Annotated in this window: 23 protein-coding genes; 13 read left to right on the top strand and 10 right to left on the bottom strand. The window is 63.6% G+C overall.

The genetic code is table 11. The features are described from left to right. Positions 1 to 5: 5 nt before the first annotated feature. From BGP85_RS14590 to BGP85_RS14560, 7 genes are all read right to left on the bottom strand, one after another. The gene (locus tag BGP85_RS14590) at positions 6 to 221 is read right to left on the bottom strand and encodes a TOBE domain-containing protein (protein ID WP_008095172.1); all 216 of its coding nucleotides are present in this window, start codon (positions 219 to 221) and stop codon (positions 6 to 8) included. A 44-nt stretch (positions 222 to 265) separates the two neighbouring features. Next, a complete protein-coding gene (gene ssuB, locus BGP85_RS14585) occupies positions 266 to 1078 on the bottom strand; it encodes an aliphatic sulfonates ABC transporter ATP-binding protein (RefSeq protein WP_103448585.1) in 813 nt (270 codons plus the stop codon). Beyond that, on the bottom strand, positions 1075 to 1872 hold the full coding sequence (ssuC, locus tag BGP85_RS14580; protein ID WP_103448584.1) for an aliphatic sulfonate ABC transporter permease SsuC: 798 nt from the start codon (positions 1870 to 1872) through the stop codon (positions 1075 to 1077). Before ssuC ends, ssuB begins: the two co-directional genes overlap by 4 nt. A 10-nt stretch (positions 1873 to 1882) precedes the next feature. Continuing rightward, positions 1883 to 3031, bottom strand: a complete 1149-nt coding sequence (gene ssuD, locus BGP85_RS14575; RefSeq protein ID WP_103448583.1) for an FMNH2-dependent alkanesulfonate monooxygenase — start codon at positions 3029 to 3031, stop codon at positions 1883 to 1885. Positions 3032 to 3091: 60 nt separating this feature from the next. Continuing rightward, positions 3092 to 4057: a sulfonate ABC transporter substrate-binding protein gene (locus BGP85_RS14570; RefSeq protein ID WP_103448582.1), complete on the bottom strand. Its 966-nt coding sequence runs from the start codon at positions 4055 to 4057 to the stop codon at positions 3092 to 3094. 282 nt (positions 4058 to 4339) lie between these two features. Next, complete coding sequence (locus BGP85_RS14565) at positions 4340 to 4978, bottom strand: peroxiredoxin (protein ID WP_027917624.1); 639 nt, start codon at positions 4976 to 4978, stop codon at positions 4340 to 4342. 163 nt (positions 4979 to 5141) lie between these two features. Next, positions 5142 to 6473, bottom strand: a complete 1332-nt coding sequence (locus BGP85_RS14560) for an OprD family porin (RefSeq protein ID WP_103448581.1) — start codon at positions 6471 to 6473, stop codon at positions 5142 to 5144. A 500-nt stretch (positions 6474 to 6973) separates the two neighbouring features. Between BGP85_RS14560 and tauA the strand changes: the two genes are divergently transcribed. Genes tauA through tauD form a run of 4 tightly spaced genes read left to right on the top strand, consistent with a single transcriptional unit; the run spans position 6974 to position 10477 of the window. Next, a complete protein-coding gene (gene tauA / locus BGP85_RS14555) occupies positions 6974 to 7945 on the top strand; it encodes a taurine ABC transporter substrate-binding protein (RefSeq protein ID WP_103448580.1) in 972 nt (323 codons plus the stop codon). Between the two features lie 24 nt (positions 7946 to 7969). Beyond that, a complete protein-coding gene (tauB, locus tag BGP85_RS14550; protein WP_103448579.1) occupies positions 7970 to 8758 on the top strand; it encodes a taurine ABC transporter ATP-binding subunit in 789 nt (262 codons plus the stop codon). Beyond that, positions 8755 to 9594, top strand: a complete 840-nt coding sequence (gene tauC / locus BGP85_RS14545; RefSeq protein WP_103448578.1) for a taurine ABC transporter permease TauC — start codon at positions 8755 to 8757, stop codon at positions 9592 to 9594. The genes tauB and tauC overlap by 4 nt, the downstream gene beginning before the upstream one ends. A 49-nt stretch (positions 9595 to 9643) precedes the next feature. After that, positions 9644 to 10477: a taurine dioxygenase gene (tauD, locus tag BGP85_RS14540; RefSeq protein WP_103449861.1), complete on the top strand. Its 834-nt coding sequence runs from the start codon at positions 9644 to 9646 to the stop codon at positions 10475 to 10477. A 105-nt stretch (positions 10478 to 10582) separates the two neighbouring features. On the opposite strand, the gene betT is transcribed toward tauD, so the two are convergent. Then, positions 10583 to 12544 carry a choline transporter BetT gene (gene betT, locus BGP85_RS14535; RefSeq protein WP_181004555.1) on the bottom strand — a complete coding sequence of 654 codons (1962 nt, stop codon included), beginning with the start codon at positions 12542 to 12544 and terminating at the stop codon, positions 10583 to 10585. Positions 12545 to 12757: 213 nt separating this feature from the next. Then, entirely contained in the window at positions 12758 to 13690 is a 933-nt protein-coding gene (gene epsC, locus BGP85_RS14530; protein ID WP_103448576.1) for a serine O-acetyltransferase EpsC, read from the bottom strand. A 273-nt stretch (positions 13691 to 13963) separates the two neighbouring features. Between epsC and tcyJ the strand changes: the two genes are divergently transcribed. The 9 genes from tcyJ (at position 13964) to BGP85_RS14485 (ending at position 22831) form a co-directional block, all read left to right on the top strand. After that, complete coding sequence (gene tcyJ / locus BGP85_RS14525; RefSeq protein ID WP_103448575.1) at positions 13964 to 14758, top strand: cystine ABC transporter substrate-binding protein; 795 nt, start codon at positions 13964 to 13966, stop codon at positions 14756 to 14758. After that, positions 14755 to 15423: a cystine ABC transporter permease gene (gene tcyL / locus BGP85_RS14520; RefSeq protein WP_027917633.1), complete on the top strand. Its 669-nt coding sequence runs from the start codon at positions 14755 to 14757 to the stop codon at positions 15421 to 15423. The genes tcyJ and tcyL overlap by 4 nt, the downstream gene beginning before the upstream one ends. A gap of 1 nt (position 15424) precedes the next feature. Continuing rightward, positions 15425 to 16183 (top strand): L-cystine ABC transporter ATP-binding protein TcyN, encoded by a 759-nt coding sequence (gene tcyN / locus BGP85_RS14515; protein WP_103448574.1) that lies wholly within the window; start codon positions 15425 to 15427, stop codon positions 16181 to 16183. 244 nt (positions 16184 to 16427) lie between these two features. Then, on the top strand, positions 16428 to 17669 hold the full coding sequence (locus BGP85_RS14510; protein ID WP_103448573.1) for an SfnB family sulfur acquisition oxidoreductase: 1242 nt from the start codon (positions 16428 to 16430) through the stop codon (positions 17667 to 17669). Positions 17670 to 17720: 51 nt separating this feature from the next. Further along, a complete protein-coding gene (locus tag BGP85_RS14505) occupies positions 17721 to 18902 on the top strand; it encodes an SfnB family sulfur acquisition oxidoreductase (RefSeq protein ID WP_103449860.1) in 1182 nt (393 codons plus the stop codon). Next, positions 18902 to 20293 (top strand): LLM class flavin-dependent oxidoreductase, encoded by a 1392-nt coding sequence (locus BGP85_RS14500; RefSeq protein WP_103448572.1) that lies wholly within the window; start codon positions 18902 to 18904, stop codon positions 20291 to 20293. The genes BGP85_RS14505 and BGP85_RS14500 overlap by 1 nt, the downstream gene beginning before the upstream one ends. Beyond that, the gene (locus tag BGP85_RS14495; RefSeq protein ID WP_103448571.1) at positions 20286 to 21086 is read left to right on the top strand and encodes a MetQ/NlpA family ABC transporter substrate-binding protein; all 801 of its coding nucleotides are present in this window, start codon (positions 20286 to 20288) and stop codon (positions 21084 to 21086) included. The genes BGP85_RS14500 and BGP85_RS14495 overlap by 8 nt, the downstream gene beginning before the upstream one ends. Position 21087: 1 nt before the next feature. Next, positions 21088 to 22197, top strand: a complete 1110-nt coding sequence (locus BGP85_RS14490) for a methionine ABC transporter ATP-binding protein (protein ID WP_103448570.1) — start codon at positions 21088 to 21090, stop codon at positions 22195 to 22197. Beyond that, positions 22187 to 22831 carry a methionine ABC transporter permease gene (locus BGP85_RS14485; RefSeq protein WP_103448569.1) on the top strand — a complete coding sequence of 215 codons (645 nt, stop codon included), beginning with the start codon at positions 22187 to 22189 and terminating at the stop codon, positions 22829 to 22831. The genes BGP85_RS14490 and BGP85_RS14485 overlap by 11 nt, the downstream gene beginning before the upstream one ends. A 288-nt stretch (positions 22832 to 23119) precedes the next feature. On the opposite strand, the gene dibA is transcribed toward BGP85_RS14485, so the two are convergent. After that, positions 23120 to 25015: a phosphodiesterase DibA gene (gene dibA / locus BGP85_RS14480; RefSeq protein ID WP_103448568.1), complete on the bottom strand. Its 1896-nt coding sequence runs from the start codon at positions 25013 to 25015 to the stop codon at positions 23120 to 23122. Positions 25016 to 25160 lie beyond the last annotated feature (145 nt).

Here is a 25160-nt window from a genome sequence, read left to right as displayed (position 1 = left end):
AATGCTTACAGCTTGGCGATAGACACTTCGGTCGATTTCACGAAGGCGATCACTTCGCTGCCCACCTGCAGTTCCAACTCTTTCACGGAGCGGGTAGTAATCACCGAAGTGACGATACCCGACGCTGTCTGCACGTCGATTTCCGACAGTACCGGGCCTTCGAGGATTTCTTTCACGGTGCCTTTGAACTGGTTGCGGACGTTGATGGCTTTGATGGTCATGGCTTGATTCCTTCTCTTTGGCTTCAGTCTGGTCAGTGGGTCATTCAGTGCGCCCAGCGCAATTGCGTGGGCAAAGGGGCTACGGGGTCCGGCTCGGGCGGCGTGCCCGGGGCCGACAGAACACGGTTGAGCACTTCGCTTTCCAGCGCGGCCAGGCGCTGCGAACCACGCGCTCTGGGCCGAGCCAGATCGACAGTGAGGTCCAGGCCGACTTCGCCGTCCTCGATCAGGATTACCCGGTCAGCGACGGCCACCGCCTCGTTGACGTCGTGGGTCACCAGCAGCACGGTAAAACCGTGCTGACGCCACAGGCGTTCGATCAGTTGCTGCATCTCGATGCGAGTCAGCGCATCCAGCGCGCCCAGCGGCTCATCCAGCAGCAGCAAGCGCGGTTGATGGATCAAGGCACGGGCCAGGGCCACGCGCTGCTTCTGGCCACCGGACAACGCGGCCGGCCATTCATTGGCGCGATCGGCCAGGCCAACCGCCTCCAGGGCATCCAGCGCACGCTGGCGCCAATCACCGCGCAGGCCCAGGCCGACGTTGTCGATCACCTTCTTCCATGGCAGCAGGCGCGCGTCCTGAAACATCAGGCGGGTCTCCTCACGGGCCGCACTCAGCGGCGCGGCGCCAGCCAGCAACTCGCCGGAGGTCGGCTGGTCGAGCCCCGCCAACAGACGGAGCAAGGTGCTCTTGCCGCAACCACTGCGACCGACGATGGCGACGAACTGGCCGGCCGGAATGTGCAGGTCGATGCCTTTCAACACATCCCGCTGGCCGAAGGTCTTACGCAGGCCGCTGGCGGCCAGCGGGATGCCACGCAACAGGCGTGGCGGCTGTTCCTTGAGCACGGTCATGCGCCCTCCTTCTTCGCCACCTGGTAGGCCGGGTGCCAGCGCAGCCACATCCGTTCCAGGCCGCGGGCGGCGAGGTCGGCGAGCTTGCCGAGCACGGCATACAGGACGATGGCCAGCACCACCACGTCGGTTTGCAGGAACTCTCGCGCATTCATGGCCAGGTAACCGATGCCGGCATTGGCCGAAATGGTCTCGGCGACGATCAACGTCAGCCACATGAAGCCCAGGGCGAAGCGCACCCCGACCAGAATCGAAGGCAGCGCACCGGGCAGGATCACCTGGCGGAACAGGCCGAAGCCGGACAGGCCATAACTACGGGCCATCTCCACCAGTGCCGGGTCGACATTGCGAATGCCGTGGTAGGTGTTCAGGTAGATCGGGAACAGCGTGCCCAGCGCGACCAGGAAGATCTTCGCCGACTCGTCGATACCGAACCACAGGATCACCAGCGGGATCAGCGCTAGGTGTGGCACGTTGCGGATCATCTGCACCGAGCTGTCGAGCAGGCGTTCGCCCCAGTTCGACAGGCCGGTGATGAAACCGAGCACCAGGCCGATGCTGCCGCCGATCACGAAGCCAATCCCGGCCCGCCAGCCACTGATGGCCAGGTGGGTCCAGATTTCACCGCTGCGCACCAGCTCTATACCCGCACTGACCACCGAACTCGGCGCAGGCAGGATGCGGGTCGACAGCCAGCCGGCGCTGACCGCCAGTTGCCAGGCCGCCAGCAGCAGCACTGGCAGGGCCCATGGCGCCAGACGCTGGCTAAGGGTGGTGGAGGTTGCACGACTCATGGCCCGGCCCTCAGCTCTGCGCGACGGACTTGGGCAGGATGTCGTTGGCGACCATTTCGCCGAACGGGCTCACGTAGCCGCCAGCCTTGGCCTGCTCCGGGCGCTGCACATCGAGGTGCGGGAACAGCAGTTCGGCCACCCGGTACGACTCTTCCAGGTGTGGATAACCAGAGAAGATAAAGGTATCGATACCCAGCTCGGCGTATTCCTTGACCCGTGCCGCCACGGTCGGGCCATCGCCGACCAGCGCGGTGCCGGCACCGCCACGCACCAGGCCGACACCGGCCCAGAGGTTGGGGCTGACTTCCAGGTTGTCGCGGTTGCCCTTGTGCAGGGCCGCCATGCGCTGCTGGCCGACCGAGTCGAAACGCGCCAGCGAGGCCTGGGCACGGGCAATGGTGTCGTCGTCCAGGTGCGAAATCAGCTTGTCAGCGGCAGCCCAGGCTTCTTCGTTGGTCTCCCTCACGATCACGTGCAGGCGGATGCCGAAGCGTACTTCCCGGCCCTGAGCGGCAGCTTTCTCACGTACCTGGGCGATCTTCTCGGCAACGGCGCTCGGCGGCTCGCCCCAGGTCAGGTAAAGCTCGACCTGCTCGGCTGCGAGGTCCTGGGCCGCGTCCGACGAACCACCAAAGTACAGCGGCGGACGCGGCTGCTGGATCGGTGGATAGAGCAGCTTGGCGCCCTTCACCTGGATGTGCTTGCCGTCGTAGTCGACGGTTTCGCCTTCCAGCACCTTGCGCCAGATGCGGGTGAACTCGACCGAGGCTTCGTAGCGCTCCTGGTGGTTCAGGTGCAGGCCGTCACCGGCCAGTTCATCCGGGTCGCCCCCGGTCACCAGGTTGAATAGCGCACGGCCGTTGGACAGCCGATCGAGGGTCGCGGCCTGGCGTGCGGCCACGGTCGGCGAAATGATGCCTGGGCGCAGGGCTACCAGGAATTTCAGGCGCTGGGTCACCGGAATCAGCGACGCCGCCACTAACCAGGAGTCTTCGCAGGAACGCCCGGTAGGGATCAACACCCCTCCGAAACCCAGGCGGTCGGCGGCCTGGGCGATTTGCTGCAGGTAACCGTGATCGACCGCGCGGGCGCCGTCGGAAGTGCCCAGGTACTTGCCGTCACCGTGGGTAGGAAGGAACCAGAATATGTTAAGGCTCATTGGAGTTGTCTCCTCAAGGGTGGCGAGGGCCAGGGCGGTGCCCCGGCGCAGGCGAATCAATCAAGGCGCGGTGGCGACCTTGGCCGGGGGTGTCCAGATCACGTCCTTGATGCTCAGCGGCTTGGGAATCAGCTTGAGCGCCTGGAAGGTGTCGGCGATCTTCTGTTGTGCGGCCACCACTTGCGGGGTGAGCGGCTGGGCACCGTATCCTTGGCGCTTGACCGAGGTCAGGGTGATATCGCCGGGCAGGCCGAGCAATGGCGCGACCTGGTCGGTGACTTCCTGCGGGTTGGCCTGGGACCACTGGCCCACGGCACGCACTTCGTCGATCAGGGTGCTGATCACCGCCGGGTGTTGGGTGGCGTAGTTGCGGGTAGCCAGGTAGAACTGGTGGTTGTCGACCAGGCCCTTGCCGTCACGCAGGGTACGGGCCTGCAGCTGTTGCTCGGCGGCGGCCTGGTACGGGTCCCAGATTACCCAGGCATCGACACTGCCACGCTCGAAGGCGGCGCGGGCATCGGCAGGCGGCAGGTAGACGGGCTGGATGTCGCTGTAATTGAGGCCGGCATCTTCCAGAGCGCGGACCAGCAGGTAATGAACGTTGGAGCCTTTGTTGAAGGCGACTTTCTTGCCTTTGAGTTCTTTCACCGACTGGATCGGCGAACCTTTCGGCACGAGGATGGCTTCGCTGTGCGGCGCTGGCGGCTCATAGGCCACGTAGAGCAGGTCGGCGCCAGCGGCCTGGGCGAACACGGGCGGTGTCTCGCCGGTGACACCGAAGTCGATCGAGCCGACGTTCAGCCCTTCAAGCAGCTGTGGGCCGCCAGGGAACTCGGTCCACTGCACTTGCACACCCTGCTCGGCCAGGCGCTTTTCCAGCGTGCCTTTGGCCTTGAGCAACACCAGGGTGCCGTACTTCTGGTAACCGATTCGCAGGCTTTCGGCCTGGGCTTGGGTGATGGCGCCGAAGGACACAGCCGCCGCAAACAGGGCGACCAGACCACGACGCAAGAAGACTGTGCGCATGGCGCTCTCCTGTGCGATTGAGGTTCGGGTTGCACCTGCTTGCCTCGTTGGCGGGCGAGTAAGGTGGTGGAGCAATGGCTCGGCCGGTCAGTAGTTTCGGCGTTGCCTGGTGTTCTGTTGGAGTGACATTACCAGCCCGTTCATATATCTAGAAATCATATTTTTTCATTTGTTTATTCCATTTTAATTTGAGTCATTCAGGTTTTTACAGCCATAAAAAAGGGCCGTCGAAACGGCCCGAAAATCCCTGCTATGGCTAAGAGCAATGCAACGAGAAATTCATCAGCGATTAGGCTGCGGGGTCAGCCGCAGATAGGGTTTCACCGCCCGATAACCTTTCGGGAAGCGCTGCTTGATCTCGTCTTCGTCCTTCAGCGAAGGCACGATCACAACCTCGTCGCCGTCCTGCCAGTTACCTGGCGTGGCGACCTTGTGGTTGTCGGTGAGCTGCAGCGAGTCGATCACCCGCAGGATTTCGTTGAAGTTGCGCCCGGTACTGGCCGGATAGGTAATGGTCAGGCGCACCTTCTTGTTCGGGTCGATGACGAACAGCGAACGCACGGTGAGGGTGTCGCTGGCATTGGGGTGAATCAAGTCGTACAGGTCGGACACCTTGCGGTCGGCGTCGGCGATGATCGGGAAGTTGACCACGGTGTTCTGGGTCTCATTGATATCCTCGATCCACTTGTGGTGCGAATCGACCGGGTCGACCGACAGAGCGATGGCCTTCACGCCGCGCTTGGCGAAGTCTTCCTTGAGCTTTGCAGTCAGGCCCAGTTCGGTGGTGCATACCGGGGTAAAGTCTGCCGGGTGGGAAAACAGCACACCCCAGCTGCTGCCCAGCCATTCGTGGAAGCGGATCTTGCCTTCACTGGATTCCTGCTCGAAGTCCGGGGCGATGTCGCCGAGTTTGAGGCTCATGGGGTGCGGCTCCTGTGCTGTGTTCTGGCGTGTGGGTTCAATGTGCCTGCATTCGATGAGAAACAAAAAGAATAAATAACGATTTATTTATAACTTTTACGCATACGAAATCGCGGCCATAAAAAAGCCTCGCACTAGGCGAGGCTTTTGGTGTGGCTACGACTTACAGGAAGCTGTAAGTGTAGTTCACGATGAAGCGAGTCTGATCCTGGTCGGCGCTGGCTTCGTTGCTGCCACCACGGTAGACGCCCTGACGCAGGCTGAAGCCCAAGCCTTTGAGGGTGCCTTGCTGAATGGTGTAGTCGACGCGTGCGTCACGTTCCCATTCGTTGTAGGTGCCGTGGCCGCTCTTGTAGCGAATGTCGTCACCACGCAGGTAGGCAACCGAAGCCTTCAGGCCTGGAACGCCCAGCGAGGCGAAGTCATAGGAGTACTGACCGAAGTTGGTGTTCTCGCCAGCACGGGCGAACTGGTTGATCATGCTGTCGGTGAACAGGTAGAAGCTGGAACCACCAGCACCTTCGTTGCGGCCGTTGCCGTCAACCACACTGCCTTGGTTCAGCCAGACGAAACCGCCGTCATCGCTGACTTGCTGACGACCGAGCATCAGCGCATGGCCACCGAGGGTGTAGGTGAACATGGCAGACCAGGTCTTGTTGTCGACCTTGCCAGTGTTCTTGGCATAGCCACCGTTGTTGTTGAAGTTGTAGCCGCCGCCGTGACCGTTGTTGCCGTCGCTGCTGCTGTCGAAGTAGCGCAGGTCGGTTTTGAACGACTGGTCGTCAGCGATCTTGAAGACGTGGGTCGCGCCCAGGAAGTGCTGCTTGTAGAAGTCTTCCAGGTTCGAGTAGTAGTACTGCAGGGTCAGGTCTGGAGTGAGCTTGTAGTCCAGGCCGCCGAAGCGGAACTTGTTGCTGTCGGCAGTGGCGCCGGCGACCGACAGGCCGGTGCGGTTGCTCGAAGCACGACCCATGGCGTGGGTCAGCTGACCGGCGTTGACGGTCAGGTTATCGATTTCCTTCGACTGGATGGTGCCACCCTCGAAGGTCTGCGGCAGCAGACGACCGTCGTTGGACACCAGGATCGGCAGGTTTGGCGCCAGGGCGCTACCGAAGTGAACCTCGGTCTTCGAGAAGCGGGCCTTGGCGTTGGCGCCGAAGCGTGCCCACTGGTCTACAGCCGAACCGTCGCTGTCGCTTGGGAAGAAGCTGCTGTTATCCGGGTGCTTGCCGCGACCGCCATCCAGGTGAATCCCCCACAGGGCCTGGGCGTCGACACCGAAACCAACGGTGCCTGGGGTGAAACCGGAGATGTAGTCGAGCTTGAAGCCCTGACCTGATTCACGGTTGTCGTTACCGCCATCGCGGTTATCGTTGTTGAAGTACATGGTGCGCGAGCTCAGCGACAGTTTGCTGTCTTCAACGAAACCGGCAGCGCCTGCTGTTTGGGCGAAAACCCCCAGTGCCACGGCCACGGCCAGGCTGGACTTGTACATGTTTTGCTCCTCTACGTTCTAATTCTTGTGTATCTCTGGCGGCAGGATCTGTTGCCCCGCTCAACCGTGGATGGGCGATTAGCCCCAAAGCGTGACCATTAAGTCAATAGTTTCTAAACGTTTCTCGACTTTGGTCTAAGACGCCCCCTGCGCTACAGGATAATGACAATCCTATAAATCCAAAATGACCGTTTTATGAATTAGTAAGATTTTTACGGAATATCGTAGGAACCTTTACTACGAAAAGTTGTATCGGCGCTGTCAATCATACCTTTAGGTTATTTGCAAACGTTTGCCGACCAGCAACCGGTCACACCCCCTTACGAAGGGAAAAAAGATTAGCAGCGGATCGCCGTTGCGCCAGGTGCCTTTTCCGGTTATGGCGAGCGTTAAAGCGTTTGGCTCCTAAGCTAATTCTAAAAAGTTATTTATTTTCTATTTCTTAGATCATTTAGCCTTCTCGTCATCCAATACATCCATTGCCTGACGAGAGGTTCACCATGATCCCGCATGCTCCGCTGCGCCTGTTCGCCGCCCTGACCCTCGCCAGCGCCAGCTGGTTGGCCCAGGCCGCCGACCTCACCGTTGCCTACCAGACCACCGTCGACCCGGCCAAGGTGGCCCAGGTCGATGGCAACTACGAAAAAGCCAGCAAGGCCAGCATCGACTGGCGCAAGTTCGATAACGGCGCGGACGTGATCACCGCCGTGGCCAGCGGCGACGTGCAGATCGGTTACCTCGGCTCCAGCCCGCTGGCTGCCGCAGCGACCCGCAAGCTGCCGGTCGAGACCTTCCTCATCGCCACCCAGATCGGTGCCGGCGAGGCCCTGGTCGCCCGCGACAGCATCAAGACCCCGCAGGACCTGATCGGCAAGAAAGTCGCCGTGCCGTTCGTTTCCACTGGCCACTACAGCCTGCTGGCCGCGCTGAAGAGCTGGAACATCGACCCATCCAAAGTACAGATCCTCAACCTCGCGCCACCGGCGATCATTGCCGCCTGGAAGCGCGGAGACATCGACGCCACCTACGTCTGGGACCCGGCCCTGGGCGTGGCCAAGGAAAACGGCAAGGTGCTGATCACCTCGGGCGAACTGGCCGAAAAAGGCGCACCGACCTTCGATGCCTGGATCGTGCGTAAGGACTTCGCCGCCAAGCACCCAGAGGTGGTCAAGGCTTTCGCCAAGGTCACCCTCGACGCCTACGCCGACTACCGCAAGGACCCTCAAGCCTGGCTGGCCAACCCGGACAACGTCGCCAAGCTGGCCAAGCTGTCCGGCGCCAAACTGGCTGATATCCCGGTGCTGCTGCAGGGCAACGTCTACCCGCTGGCCGCCGACCAAACCAGGGAACTAGGCGCACCCACCACCCAGGCGCTGACCGACACGGCCACCTTCCTCAAGCAGCAAGGCAAGGTCGACGCGGTGCTGCCGGACTACTCGCCGTACGTCAGCGCCCAGTACATCCCCAACTAAGACTGCAACCGCACGGAGCCTGCCATGGCCTTGCTCGAACTGGAGCGCATCAGCGCACAGTACCCCGGCGCCACCGCCCCGGTGCTGGCCGACATCAACCTGAGCCTGGGGCCGCGCCAACTGCTGGTGGCCCTCGGGCCATCCGGCAGTGGCAAGACCTCGCTGCTGAACCTGATCGCCGGCTTCGTCGCCCCGAGCAGCGGGCGCATCACCCTCGACGGCATGCCGGTACAGGGCCCGGGGGCCGAGCGTGGCGTGGTGTTCCAGGATGATGCCCTGCTGCCTTGGCAGAACGTGCTGGGCAATGTCGCCTTTGGCCTGGAGCTGGCCGGAGTGCCACGCGAACAGCGTGAGGCCAAGGCCCGCGAGATGCTGGCCCTGGTCGACCTCGACGGCTTCGGCGAGCGGCGCATCTGGCAACTGTCCGGTGGCCAGAAGCAGCGCGTGGGGCTGGCCCGGGCACTGGCCGCCGACCCGCGGGTGCTGCTGATGGACGAACCGTTCGGCGCCCTCGATGCCTTCACCCGTGAGCAGATGCAGGAGCTGCTGCTGCAGGTCTGGCAGCGCACCGCCAAACCGGTATTCCTGATTACCCACGACATCGAGGAAGCGGTGTTCCTCGCCAGCGAGCTGGTGCTGCTGGCCCCAAACCCCGGCCGCGTGGTCGAGCGCCTGCAGCTGGACTTCGGCCAGCGCTATGCCGCTGGCGAGTCGGCCCGGGCGATCAAGTCCGATCCACGCTTCATCGAGACCCGCGAGCATGTACTGGCCCGCGTGTTCTCCCAACGCCAAAACCTGCAGGAGCGCGCATGAGCAGCCTGGATCTGCCGGTCGCCGGCAAACGCGACAATCAAACCCGGCCCGCCCCCCGGGCCCGCCGCCCATTGTCTACCCGCTGGATCAGCGCCCTGACCTTGGCCAGCCTGCTGCTCGCCTGGTGGCTGGTGACGGCCGCAGGCTGGATCGAGCCGCTGTTCCTGCCCTCGCCCAGCGACATCCTGGCCAAGGCCTGGACCCTGCTCACCCAGGGCTACATGGACGCCAGCCTGTGGCAGCACCTGGGCGCCAGCCTGGGCCGCATAGGCCTGGCCCTGGTCGCCGCGACCTTGACTGCCATCCCGGTCGGCATCGCCATCGGCTACAACCGTGTGGCCCGTGGCATCCTCGACCCGCTGATCGAGTTCTACCGGCCGATCCCGCCGCTGGCCTACCTGCCGCTGATCGTCATCTGGTGCGGCATCGGCGAGCTGTCCAAGGTGCTGCTGATCTACCTGGCGATCTTCGCCCCGATTGCCATCGCCACCGCCACCGGCGTGCGCACCGTCGACCCGGCCAAGCTGCGCGCGGCGCAGTCGCTGGGCGCAACCAAGGTGCAGCTGATCCGCCACGTGATCCTGCCCAGCGCTCTGCCCGACATTCTGACCGGCATCCGCATCGGCCTCGGGGTCGGTTGGTCGACCCTGGTCGCCGCCGAGCTGATCGCTGCCACCAGCGGCCTGGGTTTCATGGTGCAGTCGGCGGCGCAGTTCCTGGTCACCGACGTGGTGGTGCTGGGCATCCTGCTGATCGCCTTGATCGCCTTCGCCCTGGAAATGGGCCTGCGCGCCCTGCAACGCAAGCTGGTGCCCTGGCACGGGCAGAGCCACTGAATTCCTGTTGACCACGCCAGCAGCCTGGCGCCTGATTGAAGAGACCGACATGAGCCTGACCATCACTCCCCTCAGCCCGGCGCTCGGCGCACAGATCAGCGGCGTGGACATCAGCCGCGACATCACCGCCGAACAGCGCGATGCCATCGAGCAGGCGCTGCTTCAGCACCAGGTGCTGTTCTTCCGCGACCAGCCGATCAACCCGGAGCAACAGGCGCGCTTCGCCGCCCGTTTCGGCGACCTGCACATCCACCCGATCTACCCCAACGTGCCAGAGACGCCGCAGGTGCTGATCCTCGACACGGCAGTCACCGATGTGCGCGACAACGCCGTGTGGCACACCGACGTGACGTTCCTGCCGACCCCGGCGCTGGGCGCGGTGCTCAGCGCCAAGCAGTTGCCGGCCTACGGCGGCGACACCTTGTGGGCCAGCGGTATCGCTGCGTTCGAAGCCTTGTCGGCGCCGCTGCGCGAGATGCTCGATGGCCTGACCGCCACCCACGACTTCACCAAGTCGTTCCCGCTGGAGCGCTTTGGTACCACCGCCGAGGACCTGGCGCGCTGGGAAGTGGCCCGGCGCAACAACCCGCCGTTGTCGCACCCGGTGGTGCGCACGCATCCGGTGAGCGGGCGCAAGGCGTTGTTTGTCAATGAAGGGTTCACCACGCGCATCAATGAGCTGAGCGAGCTGGAAAGCGAGGCGCTGCTGAAGCTGCTGTTCGCCCATGCGACGCGGCCGGAGTTCAGCATTCGCTGGCGTTGGCAGGAGAATGACGTGGCGTTCTGGGACAACCGCGTGACCCAGCATTTTGCGGTGGATGATTACCGGCCCAATCGGCGGGTGATGCACCGGGCCACAATCCTCGGAGATGCGCCCTTCTGAATGGTTTCCCTGCTCTGGCCTCTTCGCGGGACAAGCCCGCTCTTACAGGAATCGTATTGCCCTTGTAGGAGCGGGCTTGTCCCGCGAAGAGGCCGGTACAGACTACTACCTGACCAGATGCAGGAACTGCATGTGCCGCTCGTACTGGTCGAGGATGTCGTTGATGATCTGCTCCTTGCTGTAGCCCACCAGGTCATAGTTCTGGCTGCCTTCGCTCAGGTGCACCTCGGCCCGGTAGTACCGGCGGTTCTTCAACTCCTGCGTGCCCAGCCCACCCAACGCGAACGACGGCGTGAAGTAGCCACGCATCTGCACCTGGTAGATGAACGGCTGTTCCTCGCCATGGCCAACCTTCAGGCTGACGTTGTCATGGCTCGGATCGTCCTGGGTCACCAGCACCAGGCCCTTCTGCTCGAACACCTCACGCACTTCGGCTATCGCCGGGCGTACCACGTCGTCCATGAAGCGGTACACCTCGTCCCGCGACGGGAAATGCACGGCCTGGCTCAGGCGTTGACGCCAGCCACCACGACCACGGCGTGACTGGGCGAACGGTGCCAGCGAGTGCATCTGCGCGATCTGCCGCTGGCTCTCCAGGTAGAAGGCCTTGTGCAACCCCCACATCATGCACAGCAAGATCAGCGAGAACGGCAGCGAGGTCAGCACCACCGCGGACTTCAGCGAATCGATACTGCCCGCGAACAACAGGCCGCTGGTGATCAGCGCAGTCATCGCGCCCCGGAAGATGCGCAACCAGTTCGGCCCGTCTTCATCAGCACCGCCGCCCTTGGCGGACAGGGTCGACAGCACCACGGTGCCGGAGTCGGCCGAGGTGACGAAGAACACGAAGCTGATGAACACCGTCACGGCAATCACCGTCTTGCTCCACGGGTAAGTTTCCAGCAGCAGGTACAGGCTCATCGACGGGTTGTCCAACGCCGACTGGCCGAGCGCGGTCATGCCGTGGTTGATCACCTGGTCCAGCGCGCTGTTGCCGAAGATCGACATCCACGCCAGGGTGAAGCCCAACGGGATCAGCAGCACGCCGAAAACGAACTCACGGATGGTGCGGCCACGCGAGATGCGCGCGATGAACAAGCCCACGAACGGCGCCCAGGCAATCCACCAGGCCCAGTAGAACACCGTCCAGCCACCCAGCCAGTCACGTTGCTCGCCATAGGCGTACACGTCGAAGCTCTTGCGCGGCAAGGCACCGAGGTAATCGCCGAGGTTCTGGATCAGGGTATTGAACAGGTGCTGGGTGGGCCCGGCGAACAGCACGAACAGCAGCAATGCACAGGCCAGGAACAGGTTGATGTCGCTCATCACCCGCACGCCCTTTTCCACACCCGCCACGGCTACCGCCACCGCCGCGCCCATCATCAGCGCGATGAGGATCACCTGCACCCACTGGCTGTGGCTGATGCCGAACAGGTAGTCGAGGCCGGCGTTCAGGTGCAGCACACCAAAGCCCATGTCGGCGCCCAGGCCGAACACCGTGGCAATGATGCCGAAGCCGTCGACGGCATAGCCGATCGGGCCATTGATACGTTTGCCGATCAGCGGATACAGCGCCGAACGGAGGGCCAGCGGCAGGTTGTGCCGGTAGGCGAAGTAGGCCAGCGCCATGCCGACGAAGGCGAACACGCCCCAGCCATGCAGGCCCCAGTGCAGGAACAGGATCTCCATTGCCTGGCGCCCGGCCTCGGCCGTGCCCCCTTCACCCTGGGGCGGGGTGAGCATGTGGGTCAGCGGTTCGGACACGCAGAAGAAGAACAGCGTGATGCTGATACCGGCGGCGAACAACATGCCGGCCCAGGACAAATAGCTGAACTCGGGCTCGTCATGGTCGGCCCCGAGCTTGATCTTGCCGTAGCCAGACAAGGCCGTGACCACCACGAACACCAGATACAGGGTCATGGCCAGCATGTAGTACCAGCCGACCGTGTTGGCCGCCCAGTTCTGCGCCGCCAGCAACCACTCACCGGATGCCTGCGGGAAGGCGACGACCACCAGGCCGAAGATAAGAATGAAACTAGCCGCGAAGTAGAACACCGGCGGGTTCATGCGGATCTTGCCATTGGCAAGGGATGGGGACGGTGCACTCATGAAACAGGCACCTCGTCGATCGACGTGAGGTTCGGAATGAACGGGTTCAGCAAAGGAATCCTCCTGTTGAACACCGGCAGCGGACCAGCGTTTTTCATTGAACAAGCGTTCAAGTTAAACATGGATCGGCTTTCAAAGCGAACCGGGGCGCCGATTGGCGCCCCTTGTGAATCAGTTCTTGTCCTGGCAATCCAGTTGCAGGTTGGCCTGGGTGATGTTGCTATCGGCCGGCACACTGCGGGTCAGCCAGACGTTACCGCCAATGGTCGAGCCCTTGCCGATGGTAATGCGCCCCAGGATCGTCGCCCCGGCATAGATCACCACATCGTCCTCGACGATTGGGTGGCGTGGCAGCCCTTTGTGCAGCGTCCCAGACTCATCGCTTGGGAAGCGCTTGGCGCCCAGGGTAACCGCCTGATAGATGCGCACCCGCTCACCGATGATCGCGGTCTCGCCAATCACTACGCCGGTACCGTGGTCGATGAAGAAGCTCTGGCCGATCTGCGCGCCGGGATGAATGTCGATACCGGTGGCCGAATGCGCCAGCTCCGAGCTGATCCGCGCCAGCAGCGGCAGCCCTGCCTTGTAAAGGTGGTGAGCCAGACGGTGATGGATGATCGCCAGGATCCCCGGATAGCACAGCAGTACCTCGTCAACGCTACGCGCCGCCGGGTCGCCGTGATAGGCCGCAAGCACATCGGTATCGAGCAGCACACGCAGGCCCGGCAAGGCCGCCGCGAAGTCCTGGATCAGGCGCAAGGCCTGGGCGTCGATACCCTGCAGTTCCGTCCTGCTCTGGCGGGCGGCGTAGCGCAGTTCCAGCCGCGCCTGCGCGAGCAAGGCCGTCAGCGCCGCGTCGAGGGTATGGCCAACATAGAAGTCCTCGCTCTCTTCACGCAGGTCTACCGGGCCCAGGCGCATCGGGAACAGCGCCCCGCACAGCTGTTCGAGAATCTGCCGCATGGCCTCGCGCGAAGGCAGCTCGCGCCCGCCCTGTTCGCCACTGCTGCGGCCATTGCGGCTGCGCCATTGCTCGCGGGCACCGCGCAGGCCACTGACGATGCTGTGCAGTTGCCAGTGCCCAGATGAAGGTTGTTCGCTCACGATGTTCTCCTGCCGAAGGTGGCCAATCTGTCGTTATGCGTTCCACTCTACGGCAAATCTGTCCCTTGGAAAAAACAACGCTTTATTCCATCCTGCGCTAAGTCGGGCATAAGCCGCGATGACGGCGGCACTATCCTGGCCTACCCTCAAAGCAGCCAAAACCTGGCATAGATCAAAATGGAAATAACAAAATAAGTTTTTATTATTTCCTGGCCTATCAAGCCAACTCTATAGTCGCCACCCACTACTTCAACAACAAGCGCGGGGCCTGACATGTCGAAATTTGCCAAACCGCTTCTCAACGCCAGCCTGGCCATCCTGCTGGGTGCCGGCCTGCTCGGCCAGGCCTTCGCCGGCGAGCAACTGAAGACCATCGAGGAAAAAGGCGTGATCAACGTCGGCCTTGAGGGTACGTACCCGCCGTTCAGCTTCCAGGATGAAAACGGCAAGCTGACCGGCTTCGAGGTGGAGCTGTCCGAATTGCTGGCCAAGGAGCTGGGGGTCAAGGCCAAGATCCAGCCGACCAAATGGGACGGCATCCTCGCCGCGCTGGAATCCAAGCGCCTGGACGTGGTGGTCAACCAGGTGACCATCTCCGAGGAGCGCAAGAAGAAGTACGACTTCTCCGAGCCCTACACCATCTCCGGCATCCAGGCGCTGGTCCTGAAGAAGAAGGCCGAGCAGCTGAACATCAAGAGTGCGCAGGACCTGGCCGGCAAGAAGGTTGGCGTGGGCCTTGGCACCAACTACGAGCAATGGGTGAAGCAGGACGTGCCGAAGGCTGACGTGCGCACCTATGAGGACGACCCGAGCAAATTCGCCGACCTGCGCAACGGCCGCATCGACGCCATCCTGATCGACCGCCTGGCTGCGCTGGAATACGCCCAGAAGGCCAAGGACACCGAGCTGGCTGGCGACGCCTTCTCGCGCCTTGAAAGCGGCGTGGCCCTGCGCAAAGGTGAGCCTGAGCTGCTGGCCGCGATCAACAAGGCCATCGACAAGCTCAAGGCCGACGGCACGCTGGCCAAGCTGTCGGAGAAATACTTCGGTGCCGATGTCACCAAATGATCGCTGAAAGCCTGCAACTCGTTGCCGACTCCACGCCCTTCCTGCTGAAGGGCGCGGGCTATACGGTGCTGCTCAGTGTTGGCGGCATGTTCTTCGGCCTGGTACTGGGCTTTGCCCTGGCACTGATGCGGCTGTCGAAGATCCTGCCGCTGAACTGGCTGGCCCGGGTCTACGTGTCGTTCTTCCGCGGCACGCCGCTGCTGGTGCAGCTGTTCGTGATCTACTTCGGCATGCCGCAGATCGGTATCGAGCTCGACCCGATTCCGGCCTCGCTGATCGGCCTGTCTTTGAACATGGCGGCCTACATCTGCGAAATCCTGCGTGCGGCGATCTCCTCGATCGACCGCGGCCAGTGGGAAGCCGCAGCCAGCATCGGCATGACCCGCACCCAGGCCATGCGCCGGGCGATCCTGCCCCAGGCACTGCGCACCGCGCTGCCACCGCTGGGCAACAGCTTCATCTCGCTGGTCAAGGACACCGCCCTGGCAGCGACCATCCAGGTGCCCGAGCTGTTCCGCCAGGCGCAGCTGATTACCGCGCGCACCTTCGAAGTGTTCACCATGTACCTGGCCGTTGCCGTGATCTACTGGATCCTCTGCAGCATCCTCGCGCACTTCCAGAACCGCATGGAAGCGCGGGTCAACCAGCACGACCAGGAGCAATGAGATGATCGTCGCCAAAGGCCTGACCAAGCAGTTCAAGGGCCAGACCGTGCTCAACGGTATCGACCTGACCGTGCAACCCGGTGAAGTGGTGGCCATCATCGGCCCCAGCGGCTCGGGCAAGACCACCTTCCTGCGGTGCCTCAACCTGCTGGAAACCCCGGATGCCGGGCAGATCCAGATCGGTGACATCAGCATCGATGCCAACCGCCCGCTCGCCGGCCAACAAAGTGCGATCCGCCGCCTGCGCCAGCAGGCTGGCTTCGTGTTCCAGAACTTCAACCTGTTCCCCCACCGCACCGCGTTGGAAAACGTCATCGAAGGCCCGGTGATCGTCAAGAAGACGCCTCGCGAACAGGCCATCGACCTGGGCCGGCGGTTGCTGGCCAAGGTCGGCCTGGCCGGCAAGGAAGACGCCTACCCGCGGCGTCTTTCCGGCGGCCAGCAGCAGCGCGTGGCGATTGCCCGTGCGCTGGCCATGGAACCTGAAGTGATCCTGTTCGACGAACCCACCTCGGCCCTCGACCCGGAGCTGGTCGGCGAGGTGCTGGCGACCATCCGCGGCCTGGCCGAGGAGAAGCGCACCATGATCATCGTTACCCACGAGATGAGCTTTGCCAGGGACGTGGCCAATCGGGTGATCTTCTTCGACAAGGGTGTGATCGTGGAACAGGGCGAGGCCAAGGCGCTGTTCGCCAATCCGAAGGAGGAGCGTACCCGGCAGTTCCTGCGCAAGTTCCTCGGGACTGCTGCCTCCGAATAAACCTTCGCTGGCCCTTTCGCGGGACAAGCCTGCTCCTACAGGCGGCACGATCACCTGTAGGAGCGGGCTTGTTCCGCGAAGAGGCCGGCACATCCAATGCAAATCCCTCTTCTATAAATATTCCAAAAAGTTAGTTCATAAACCTTTAATAAGCCTTTAGGGTATATGAACCGGACCACCGGACCAGCAAATGTCTGTCGCCATCAGCTGAAGCGACGCATCCACTTTGTGAGGTTCGGTTCTGATGACCACCCAGCCAAATACCCAATTCCACAGTGACCTCGACAGCTCGCCCCTGCTGCTGCCGGCCAAGGTCCTGCGCAACGATGCCGAGGCCCTGCAAGCCGCCCGCGAACTGGCCGAAAGTGCCCGCGAGCAGGCCGCCCGTCGTGACCAGCAACGCAAGCTGCCCTGGGCAGAAATCGAACAGTTCACCCGCAGTGGCCTTGGCAGCATCAGCGTGCCCAAGGCCCATGGCGGCCCGGACGTCTCGTTTGAAACTGTCGCCGAGGTGTTCCGCCTGATCAGCGCCGCCGACCCGGCCCTGGGGCAGATCCCGCAGAACCAGTTCGGCATGCTGCAACTGCTGCGCCTGACCGCTACCGAGGCCCAGCAGGCGCTGATCTTCCGCAACGTGCTGGACGGCTGGCGCATCGGCAATGCCGGCCCCGAGCGCGGCACCAAGGACACCCTGACGCTCAAGGCCAGGATCACCCGCAGCGGTGACGGCTATCGCATCAGCGGTGAAAAGTTCTATTCCACCGGCGCGCTGTTCGCCCATTGGGTGGCGGTCAAGGCGCTGGACGACGAAGGCCGCCAGCGCCTGGCCTTCGTCCGCCGCGGCAGCCCGGGGCTACGTATCGTCGACGACTGGTCCGGCTTCGGCCAGCGCACCACTGCCAGCGGTACCGTGCTGCTCGACCAGGTACCGGTCGATGCCGAGCTGGTCATCGACAATTGGCGCCAGCGCGATCTCCCCAATATCCAGGGCGCGGCCTCGCAGCTGATTCAGGCGGCGATCGATGCCGGCATCGCCGAGGCCGCCATCGACGACGCCATCACCTTCGTCCGCGAAAAGTCCCGGCCGTGGATCGAGGCCAAGGTCGAGCGCGCCAGCGATGACCCTTACGTGATTGCCGACATCGGCCGCCTGAAGCTTGAGCTGCATGCCGCCGAGGCGCTGCTGCGCAAGGCCGCGCGCGTGCTCGACGAGGTCAATGCCGGGCCGGTCGATGCCGCTGCCGCAGCGCGGGCGTCGATTGCCGTGGCCGAGGCCAAGGTGCTGACCACCGAGATCTCGCTGCAGGCCAGCGAGAAGCTGTTCGAGCTGGCGGGCAGCCGCGCAAGCCTGGCCGAGTTCAACCTCGACCGGCACTGGCGCAATGCCCGGGTGCATACCCTGCACGACCCGGTACGCTGGAAGTACCACGCGATTGGCGCCTATCACCTCAACGGCACCCTGCCCGCCCGGCATTCCTGGATCTGACTTGAGGCCCTTGGGGGCTGCTTTGCAGCCCCAATGGCCCCGGAGAACACCATGACAACATCAGTTATAACCAGCGACGCCCAGGCACTTTCCGTCGCCGAGCACATCGCCCAGCAACTCAAACGCGACAGCGCCCTGCGCGACCGCGAACGCCGCCTGCCCCACGCCGAGCTGGAGCTGTTCACCCGCTCCGGCCTGTGGGCCATCAGCGTCCCCAAAACCTTCGGCGGCGCGGGCGTGTCCAATATCACTCTGGCCCAGGTCATCGCCCGCATCGCCCAGGCCGATGCCTCCCTCGGCCAGATTCCCCAGAATCACTTCTACGCCCTCGAAGTGCTGCGGGTAAACGGCAGTCCCGAGCAGCAGCGGCGCCTCTACGCCGAAGTGCTGGCCGGCCGCCGCTTCGGTAACGCCCTGGCCGAACTGGGCACGAAAACCGCCCACGATCGCACCACCCGCCTGACCCGCGACGGCGCCGGCTACCGCGTCAACGGCCGCAAGTTCTACGCCACCGGCGCGCTGTATGCCCAGCGCATCCCGACCTCGGTGATCGACGACCAGAGCCGCCAGCAGTTGGCTTTCGTCCCTGCCGACAGCCAGGGCCTGCTGGTGATCGACGACTGGAGCGGCTTCGGCCAGCGCACCACCGGCAGCGGCTCGGTGACCTTCGACAACGTCTGGGTCGATGCCAACGACGTGGTGCCGTTCCAGAGTGCCTTCGAGCGCCCGACACCGGTCGGCCCGTTGGCGCAGATTCTCCACGCGGCCATCGACACCGGTATCGCCCGCGCCGCGCTGGATGATGCCCTGCACTTCGTGCGCACACGCAGCCGACCGTGGGTCGACTCCGGCCTGGACAAGGCCAGCGACGACCCGCTGACCCTGAAAAGCTTCGGCCAGCTGGTGAGCCGCCTGCATGCCGCTGAAGCGTTGCTCGAACGCGCCGGCGAGTTCCTCGACCGCGCCCAGGCCTACAGCAATGCCGACACCGTCGCCGCTGCCTCCATTGCCGTTGCCGAAGCACGGGCAATCAGCACGGAAGTCTCCCTCGCCGCCGGCACCACGCTATTCGAACTGGCCGGTAGCCAGGCCACCCTGGCCGAGCACAACCTCGACCGCCACTGGCGCAACGCCCGTGTGCACACCCTGCACGACCCGGTGCGCTGGAAGTACCACGCCATCGGCAACTACTACCTGAACCAGGAAAACCCACCACGCCGGGGGACCATCTGATGGCCAGGCAGATCTTGCTCAATGCCTTCAACATGAACTGCATCGGGCACATCAACCACGGCCTGTGGACCCACCCACGGGACACCTCGACCCGGTACAAGACCCTGGAATACTGGACCGACCTGGCGCGCCTGCTCGAGCGCGGGCTGTTCGACGGCCTGTTCATCGCCGACATCGTCGGCACCTACGACATCTACGGCAACTCCGTGGACGTCACCCTGAAGGAGTCGATCCAGCTGCCGGTCAACGACCCGCTGCTGCTGGTCTCGGCCATGGCCGCCGCCACCCGCCACCTGGGCTTCGGCCTCACCGCCAACCTCACCTACGAGGCGCCATACCTATTCGCCCGGCGCCTCTCCACCCTCGACCACCTGAGCAACGGCCGGGTCGGCTGGAACATCGTCACCGGTTACCTCGATAGCGCCGCCCGCGCCATGGGCCTGGAGCAACAGCCCGAGCACGACCGCCGCTACGACCAGGCCGACGAATACCTGCAGGTGCTGTACAAGCTGCTGGAGGGCAGCTGGGCCGATGATGCCGTGGTCAACGACCGCCAACGCCGGGTGTACGCCGAGCCAAGCAAGGTGCGCAAGGTCCGCCACCAGGGCGAGTTCTACAAGGTCGAGGGCTACCACCTGTGCGAACCCTCGCCACAGCGTACGCCGGTGTTGTTCCAGGCGGGCAGTTCGCCGCGCGGCCTGGCCTTCGCTGGCAACCATGCCGAGTGCGTGTTCATCAGCGGCCAGGACAAGGCCGCCACCCGCGCCCAGGTCGACAAGGTCCGCGCGGCTGCCCGGGCCGCCGGCCGCGATCCGCAGGCGGTGAAGGTGTTCATGGGTATCACCGTGATCGTCGCCCCCACCGAGCAACAGGCCCAGGCCAAGCATGCCGAGTATCTGCAGCATGCCAGCGCGGAAGCCGGCGTGGCGCACTTCGCCGCCTCTACCGGCATCGACTTCGCCGCCTACGGGCTGGACGAGCCGATTGGCGCCAGTAAGGGCAACGCCATCCAGTCGGCCACCCGCCAGCTGCAGGAGAACGCCTGGACCCGCCGCCGTCTACTGGAGCAACACGCCCTTGGCGGGCGCTATGTAACCCTGGTCGGCGCGCCCGATCAGGTAGCCGAACAGCTGATCGCCTGGATCGACGAAACCGGCCTGGACGGCTTCAACCTGACCCGCACCGTCACCCCGGAAAGCTATGAGGACTTCATCGAGCTGGTGATCCCGCAACTGCAGCAACGTGGCCGCTACAAGACCGCCTACGCCGACGGCACCCTGCGCGAGAAGCTTTTTGCCAGCGACCACCCGCACCTGCCCGCCGACCACCCAGGTTCCACCTACCGCAACACCCCAACCCCTACCCCGACTGGATCCCTGCACCATGCTTGAAAAACTGTTCCGGCCCGTCGCGGCCATCGCCATCACCTTCGGCCTGTCCACCAGCGCCTTCGCTGCCGAGCCGCTGAAGATCGGCACCACCGCGGCCTTCGCCATCCCCCTGGAAGCGGCGGTGGAAGAAGCCCACAAGCAGGGTCTGGAGGTGAAGCTGATCGAGTTCAGCGACTGGATCGCGCCGAATGTCAGCCTCAACAGCGGCGACATCGACGTGAACTACTTCCAGCACATTCCCTTCCTGGAGAACGCCAAGGCTGCGGCCGGTTTCAATCTGGTGCCCTATGCCCCGGGCATCATCAACAACGTCGGCCTGTACTCGAAAAAGTACAAAAGCTTCGCCGACCTGCCCGAAGGCGCCAGCGTGGCCATCGCCAACGACCCGATCAACAGCGGCCGCGGCCTGCAGCTGCTGGCCAAGGCTGGCTTGATCACCCTCAAGCCGGGGGTAGGTTACAAGGCTACCGAAGATGACATCGTCGCCAACCCGAAGCAGCTGAAGATCCTTCAAGTCGAAGCCGTGCAACTGGTGCGTGCCTACGATGATGCCGACCTGGTCCAGGGCTACCCGGCCTACATCCGCCTGGCCAACAGCTTCGATGCCACTTCGGCTTTGCTGTTCGATGGCCTGGAAAACAAGGAGTACGTGATCCAGTTCGTCATCCGCCCGCAGAGCAAGGACGACCCGCGCCTGGCCAGGTTCGTCGACATCTACCAACACTCGCCTGCCGTGCGTTCGGCCTTGAACAAGGCCCATGGCAGCCTGTACCAGGCCGGTTGGGAGGGCTGACATGAGCCAGGCCAGCGCGCTCCGGGCGCTCACCACACAACCCTCTCCGACTACGGCCAGGGAGCAGGCCCTGCGCCCGGAGGCCAACGAAGCCCATGTGCGCTTCATCGGCCTGGGCAAGACCTACGCTGGCCAGCAACTGCCAGCGCTGCACGGCATCGACCTGAATATCCGCCGTGGCGAGATCTTCGGCATCATCGGCCGCAGTGGTGCGGGCAAGTCATCGCTGCTGCGCACCATCAACCGCCTCGAGCAGCCGAGCCAGGGCCGTGTACTGATCGACCAGGTGGACATCGCCCCCTTTGACGAGGATCGCCTGGTAGCCCTGCGCCGACGTATCGGCATGATCTTCCAGCACTTCAACCTCATGTCGGCCAAGACCGTGTGGCAGAACGTCGAGCTGCCGCTGAAGGTGGCCGGCGTGGCCAAGGCCGAGCGCCAGCGCAAGGTCCGAGAGCTACTGGAGCTGGTGGGTTTGCAGGAAAAATATCACGTCTACCCGGCGCAGCTGTCCGGCGGGCAGAAGCAGCGGGTCGGCATTGCCCGGGCGCTGGTGCATGACCCGGAAATTCTGCTGTGCGACGAAGCCACTTCGGCGCTGGACCCCGAAACTACTGCATCGATCCTCGAACTGCTGCGCGACATCAACCAGCGCCTGGGGCTGACCGTGGTGCTGATCACCCACGAGATGGCAGTGATCCGCGACATCTGTCACCGCGTGGTGGTGCTGGAGCGTGGCGCGATCGTCGAGCAGGGCGAAGTCTGGCGCGTGTTCGGCAGCCCACGCCATGAGGTTACCCGCACCCTGCTGGCACCGTTGCAGGCCAAGCTGCCCGCGGCTTTACAGGCAAACCTTCGCGCCAGCCCGGCGGGCCGTGACAGCGCAGTGGTGCTCAAACTCACACTGCTTGGCGAGCCGGCGCTATCCGACCTGTTCGCCGAACTGGGCGGGCGCGTGCGCCTGCTTCAGGGCGGTGTGGAGACCATCGGGGAACATGCGCTCGGGCAGCTGATCCTGTCGATTCAGGGCTCGCCGCATGACACCCATCAATTGCTCGAACGCGCCCGCCGCTGGGCCGAAGACGTAGAGGTACTGGGCCATGTGGTTTGATCGCTTGCTCGAAGGCCTGCTCGACACCCTGCTGATGGTAGGCGTGTCCTCGCTGGTCGCGCTGCTGCTGGGGGTGCCAATGGCGATACTGCTGGTCACCAGCGACAAGGGCGGGATCTTCGAGGCACCGCTGCTGAACCGGGTGCTGGGCGCCTTCGTCAACCTGTTCCGCTCGATCCCGTTCCTGATCCTGATGGTCGCGCTGATCCCCTTCACCCGGCTGGTGGTGGGCACCACCTATGGTGTGTGGGCCGCCGTGGTGCCACTGACCATCGCCGCGACGCCGTTCTTCGCACGGATTGCCGAGGTGAGCCTGCGCGAGGTCGACCACGGCTTGGTGGAGGCAGCGCAGGCCATGGGTTGCCGGCGTTGGCACATCGTCTGGCATGTGCTGCTGCCAGAAGCACTGTCGGGGATTGTGGGCGGGTTCACCATTACCCTGGTGACGCTGATCAATTCTTCGGCGATGGCCGGGGCGATTGGCGCGGGTGGGCTGGGGGATATTGCCTATCGGTACGGGTATCAGCGCTTCGACAGCCAGATCATGTTGACCGTGATTGCCATGCTGGTGGCTTTGGTCGCGCTGATCCAGCTGGGGGGGGACCGGTTGGCGAAAGGGTTGAATAAACGCTGAAGTGCCTGACAGGGGGGGGTGTGGCGCCTGTGAGATCGAGCGCCGCCCGCGCGGCGCATCGCGAGCTTTGCTCGCTCCTACGTTTATTTCGGGCCAATGCCTCCAGTGGGATTTGCGCGCGGACGCCTTGGCGCATGACGCGATATCGCGTCGTACCAACAAGGCGGTCGCGCGCACCTGCCACAGGCGTTACTGGCCAAAAACAAACGTAGGAGCGAGCAAAGCTCGCGATGCGCCGCGCGGGCGGCGCTCGGTTTCACAGGCGCACAAAATCTCTCGCCGTACCCCTCAGCCCCAGCGCAGATCCGCAGCCGGCACCGGCCGCCCGAACCAATACCCCTGCCCCAGCTGGCATTGCTGCTCCAGCAGGAAACGCGCCTGCTCTGCCTGTTCGATCCCCTCGGCATGTACCTGCATGCCCATGCTCCGTGCCAGCGCGACAATCACCCGCACGATGGCGATGTCATCGTCATCCTGCGGCAAGCCGGCCACGAAGCCTTGGTCGATCTTCAGTTTCTGCACCGGCAAGCGCTTGAGGCGCAGCAACGACGAGTACCCCGTGCCGAAGTCATCGATGGCCAGGTTCAGGCCCAGCTCGCGCAGGCGGTGCAGCTGCTCCAGCGCCACCTCCGGGTCTTCCATGACCGCGCTCTCGGTCACTTCCAGCTCCAGCAGCGACGGCTCCAACCCTGTCTGATGCAGCACATCGGCCACCTGCCGGTACAACTCGCGCTGGCCGAACAAGCGGCTGGAAATATTGACGGCAACGAACGCCAGCATGCGCCCATCCTCCCGCCACTGGACCATCTGCCGGCAGGCTTCGCGCAACACCCAGGCATCGATCTCGGCAATCAGGCCGGTGCGCTCGGCGATGGGGATGAAATCGCTCGGCGGCACCAATCCTCGCTGCGGGTGCTGCCAGCGGACCAGTGCCTCGACCCCGACCATCTTCGCTGTAGCCAGATCATGCACCGGCTGGAAGAACACCCGCAGCTCATCTTGGGCCAGCGCCCGGCGCAGCTCGCCCGCGGTTTCCACCCGGTGCTGGGCGTGGGCGGTCAGCTCCTCGGTGTACAGCGCATAGCAGGCACGGCCATTGCCCTTGGCCTTGAACAGCGCCGAATCGGCATTGCGCAACAATTGCTCGGCGCTCAGGGCGTCATTGGGGAACAGGCTGATACCTACGCTGGCACTGATGAACAGCCGGTGGCCATCAAACTCGAAGGGCTCACGCATGCGCTCGATGATGCCCTGCGCCAACTTGCCGGCCTGACCAACCTGCTGGCAGTTCTCGGCCAGCACGCCAAACTCGTCCCCGCCCAGACGCGCCAGGGTCACGTTGCTGCCCACGGTCTCACGCAGGCGTTCGCCCACCAGCTTGAGCAGCTGGTCGCCGATGGTATGGCCAAGGCCGTCGTTGATGCTCTGAAAGTGATCCAGGTCGAGCAACAGCAAAGCGCAGCCGCGCTTGTTGGCCTGTGCCGAAGCCAGCGCCTGCTCGGCGCGATCGTTGAACAGCAGGCGGTTGGGCAGGCCGGTGAGCGGGTCATGGTGCGCCAGGTAGGCCAGTTCCTGCTCGGAATGCTTGATTGCACTGATGTCGCTGAACACCGCCACGTAATGGCTCAGCTCGCCACTGTCGTCGTGGATGGCGCAGATCGTCTGCCACTGTGGGTAGATTTCACCGCTTTTACGGCGGTTCCAGATCTCGCCGCTCCACTCCCCCTTCTCGGCCAGGGCCGCAAAGATCTGCTGGTAGAACGGCGCGCCGTGGCGGCCCGACTTGAACTTGCTGGGGCGATGGCCCAGCACCTCGTCCTGTTGGTAGCCGGTGATGCGCATGAAGGCCCGATTGACATGCACGATCAGGCCTTGGCGGTCCGTGACCAACACCCCCTCCAGGGTGCTGTCGAACACCGCCGCGGCCATGCGCAGGCGCTCGCGGTCCTCGCTGCGCAAGCGCGCGCCGATACCGATGAAGTTGAGCAGACGGGCACGGGACACAAAGATCAGCAAGGCACTGACCAGTACCCACATCACCACGTTGATCTGCCGGCCCACGGTCAATGCCAGAGGGTCGTCAGACATACTGCGCAGGACCACCTCGGCCAGCACCAGCCAGAGGAACGAGAGCACCACATACAGCGCGGCCATGCGCAAGGCGTCGCGAACGGAAACAGACATGTCGGGGGGGAAAGCCCATGGAAAAGGATGGGGCATTATAAAGGCTGAAACATGCCGTGACTTCCTATCTGAAAGGGTGACTGGTTTTATTTCCCCGCCAAGGGATAATCACCCCTTTCCCCTGCATTCCCGAGGGCTTCTACAC

Origin of the sequence: Pseudomonas putida, assembly GCF_002906855.1 — a bacterium.
Classification (GTDB): domain Bacteria; phylum Pseudomonadota; class Gammaproteobacteria; order Pseudomonadales; family Pseudomonadaceae; genus Aquipseudomonas; species Aquipseudomonas putida_N.
This window is presented reverse-complemented; position numbering and strand designations above follow the sequence as displayed.

What these genes read in the sequence shown, in the direction of transcription:
- BGP85_RS14590 (WP_008095172.1), bottom strand. Translation starts at nt 221, where the DNA reads ATGACCATCAAAGCCATCAACGTCCGCAACCAGTTCAAAGGCACCGTG.
- ssuB (WP_103448585.1), bottom strand. Translation starts at nt 1,078, where the DNA reads ATGACCGTGCTCAAGGAACAGCCGCCACGCCTGTTGCGTGGCATCCCG.
- ssuC (WP_103448584.1), bottom strand. Translation starts at nt 1,872, where the DNA reads ATGAGTCGTGCAACCTCCACCACCCTTAGCCAGCGTCTGGCGCCATGG.
- ssuD (WP_103448583.1), bottom strand. Translation starts at nt 3,031, where the DNA reads ATGAGCCTTAACATATTCTGGTTCCTTCCTACCCACGGTGACGGCAAG.
- BGP85_RS14570 (WP_103448582.1), bottom strand. Translation starts at nt 4,057, where the DNA reads ATGCGCACAGTCTTCTTGCGTCGTGGTCTGGTCGCCCTGTTTGCGGCG.
- BGP85_RS14565 (WP_027917624.1), bottom strand. Translation starts at nt 4,978, where the DNA reads ATGAGCCTCAAACTCGGCGACATCGCCCCGGACTTCGAGCAGGAATCC.
- BGP85_RS14560 (WP_103448581.1), bottom strand. Translation starts at nt 6,473, where the DNA reads ATGTACAAGTCCAGCCTGGCCGTGGCCGTGGCACTGGGGGTTTTCGCC.
- tauA (WP_103448580.1), top strand. Translation starts at nt 6,974, where the DNA reads ATGATCCCGCATGCTCCGCTGCGCCTGTTCGCCGCCCTGACCCTCGCC.
- tauB (WP_103448579.1), top strand. Translation starts at nt 7,970, where the DNA reads ATGGCCTTGCTCGAACTGGAGCGCATCAGCGCACAGTACCCCGGCGCC.
- tauC (WP_103448578.1), top strand. Translation starts at nt 8,755, where the DNA reads ATGAGCAGCCTGGATCTGCCGGTCGCCGGCAAACGCGACAATCAAACC.
- tauD (WP_103449861.1), top strand. Translation starts at nt 9,644, where the DNA reads ATGAGCCTGACCATCACTCCCCTCAGCCCGGCGCTCGGCGCACAGATC.
- betT (WP_181004555.1), bottom strand. Translation starts at nt 12,544, where the DNA reads ATGAACCCGCCGGTGTTCTACTTCGCGGCTAGTTTCATTCTTATCTTC.
- tcyJ (WP_103448575.1), top strand. Translation starts at nt 13,964, where the DNA reads ATGTCGAAATTTGCCAAACCGCTTCTCAACGCCAGCCTGGCCATCCTG.
- tcyL (WP_027917633.1), top strand. Translation starts at nt 14,755, where the DNA reads ATGATCGCTGAAAGCCTGCAACTCGTTGCCGACTCCACGCCCTTCCTG.
- tcyN (WP_103448574.1), top strand. Translation starts at nt 15,425, where the DNA reads ATGATCGTCGCCAAAGGCCTGACCAAGCAGTTCAAGGGCCAGACCGTG.
- BGP85_RS14510 (WP_103448573.1), top strand. Translation starts at nt 16,428, where the DNA reads ATGACCACCCAGCCAAATACCCAATTCCACAGTGACCTCGACAGCTCG.
- BGP85_RS14505 (WP_103449860.1), top strand. Translation starts at nt 17,721, where the DNA reads ATGACAACATCAGTTATAACCAGCGACGCCCAGGCACTTTCCGTCGCC.
- BGP85_RS14500 (WP_103448572.1), top strand. Translation starts at nt 18,902, where the DNA reads ATGGCCAGGCAGATCTTGCTCAATGCCTTCAACATGAACTGCATCGGG.
- BGP85_RS14495 (WP_103448571.1), top strand. Translation starts at nt 20,286, where the DNA reads ATGCTTGAAAAACTGTTCCGGCCCGTCGCGGCCATCGCCATCACCTTC.
- BGP85_RS14490 (WP_103448570.1), top strand. Translation starts at nt 21,088, where the DNA reads ATGAGCCAGGCCAGCGCGCTCCGGGCGCTCACCACACAACCCTCTCCG.
- BGP85_RS14485 (WP_103448569.1), top strand. Translation starts at nt 22,187, where the DNA reads ATGTGGTTTGATCGCTTGCTCGAAGGCCTGCTCGACACCCTGCTGATG.
- dibA (WP_103448568.1), bottom strand. Translation starts at nt 25,015, where the DNA reads ATGTCTGTTTCCGTTCGCGACGCCTTGCGCATGGCCGCGCTGTATGTG.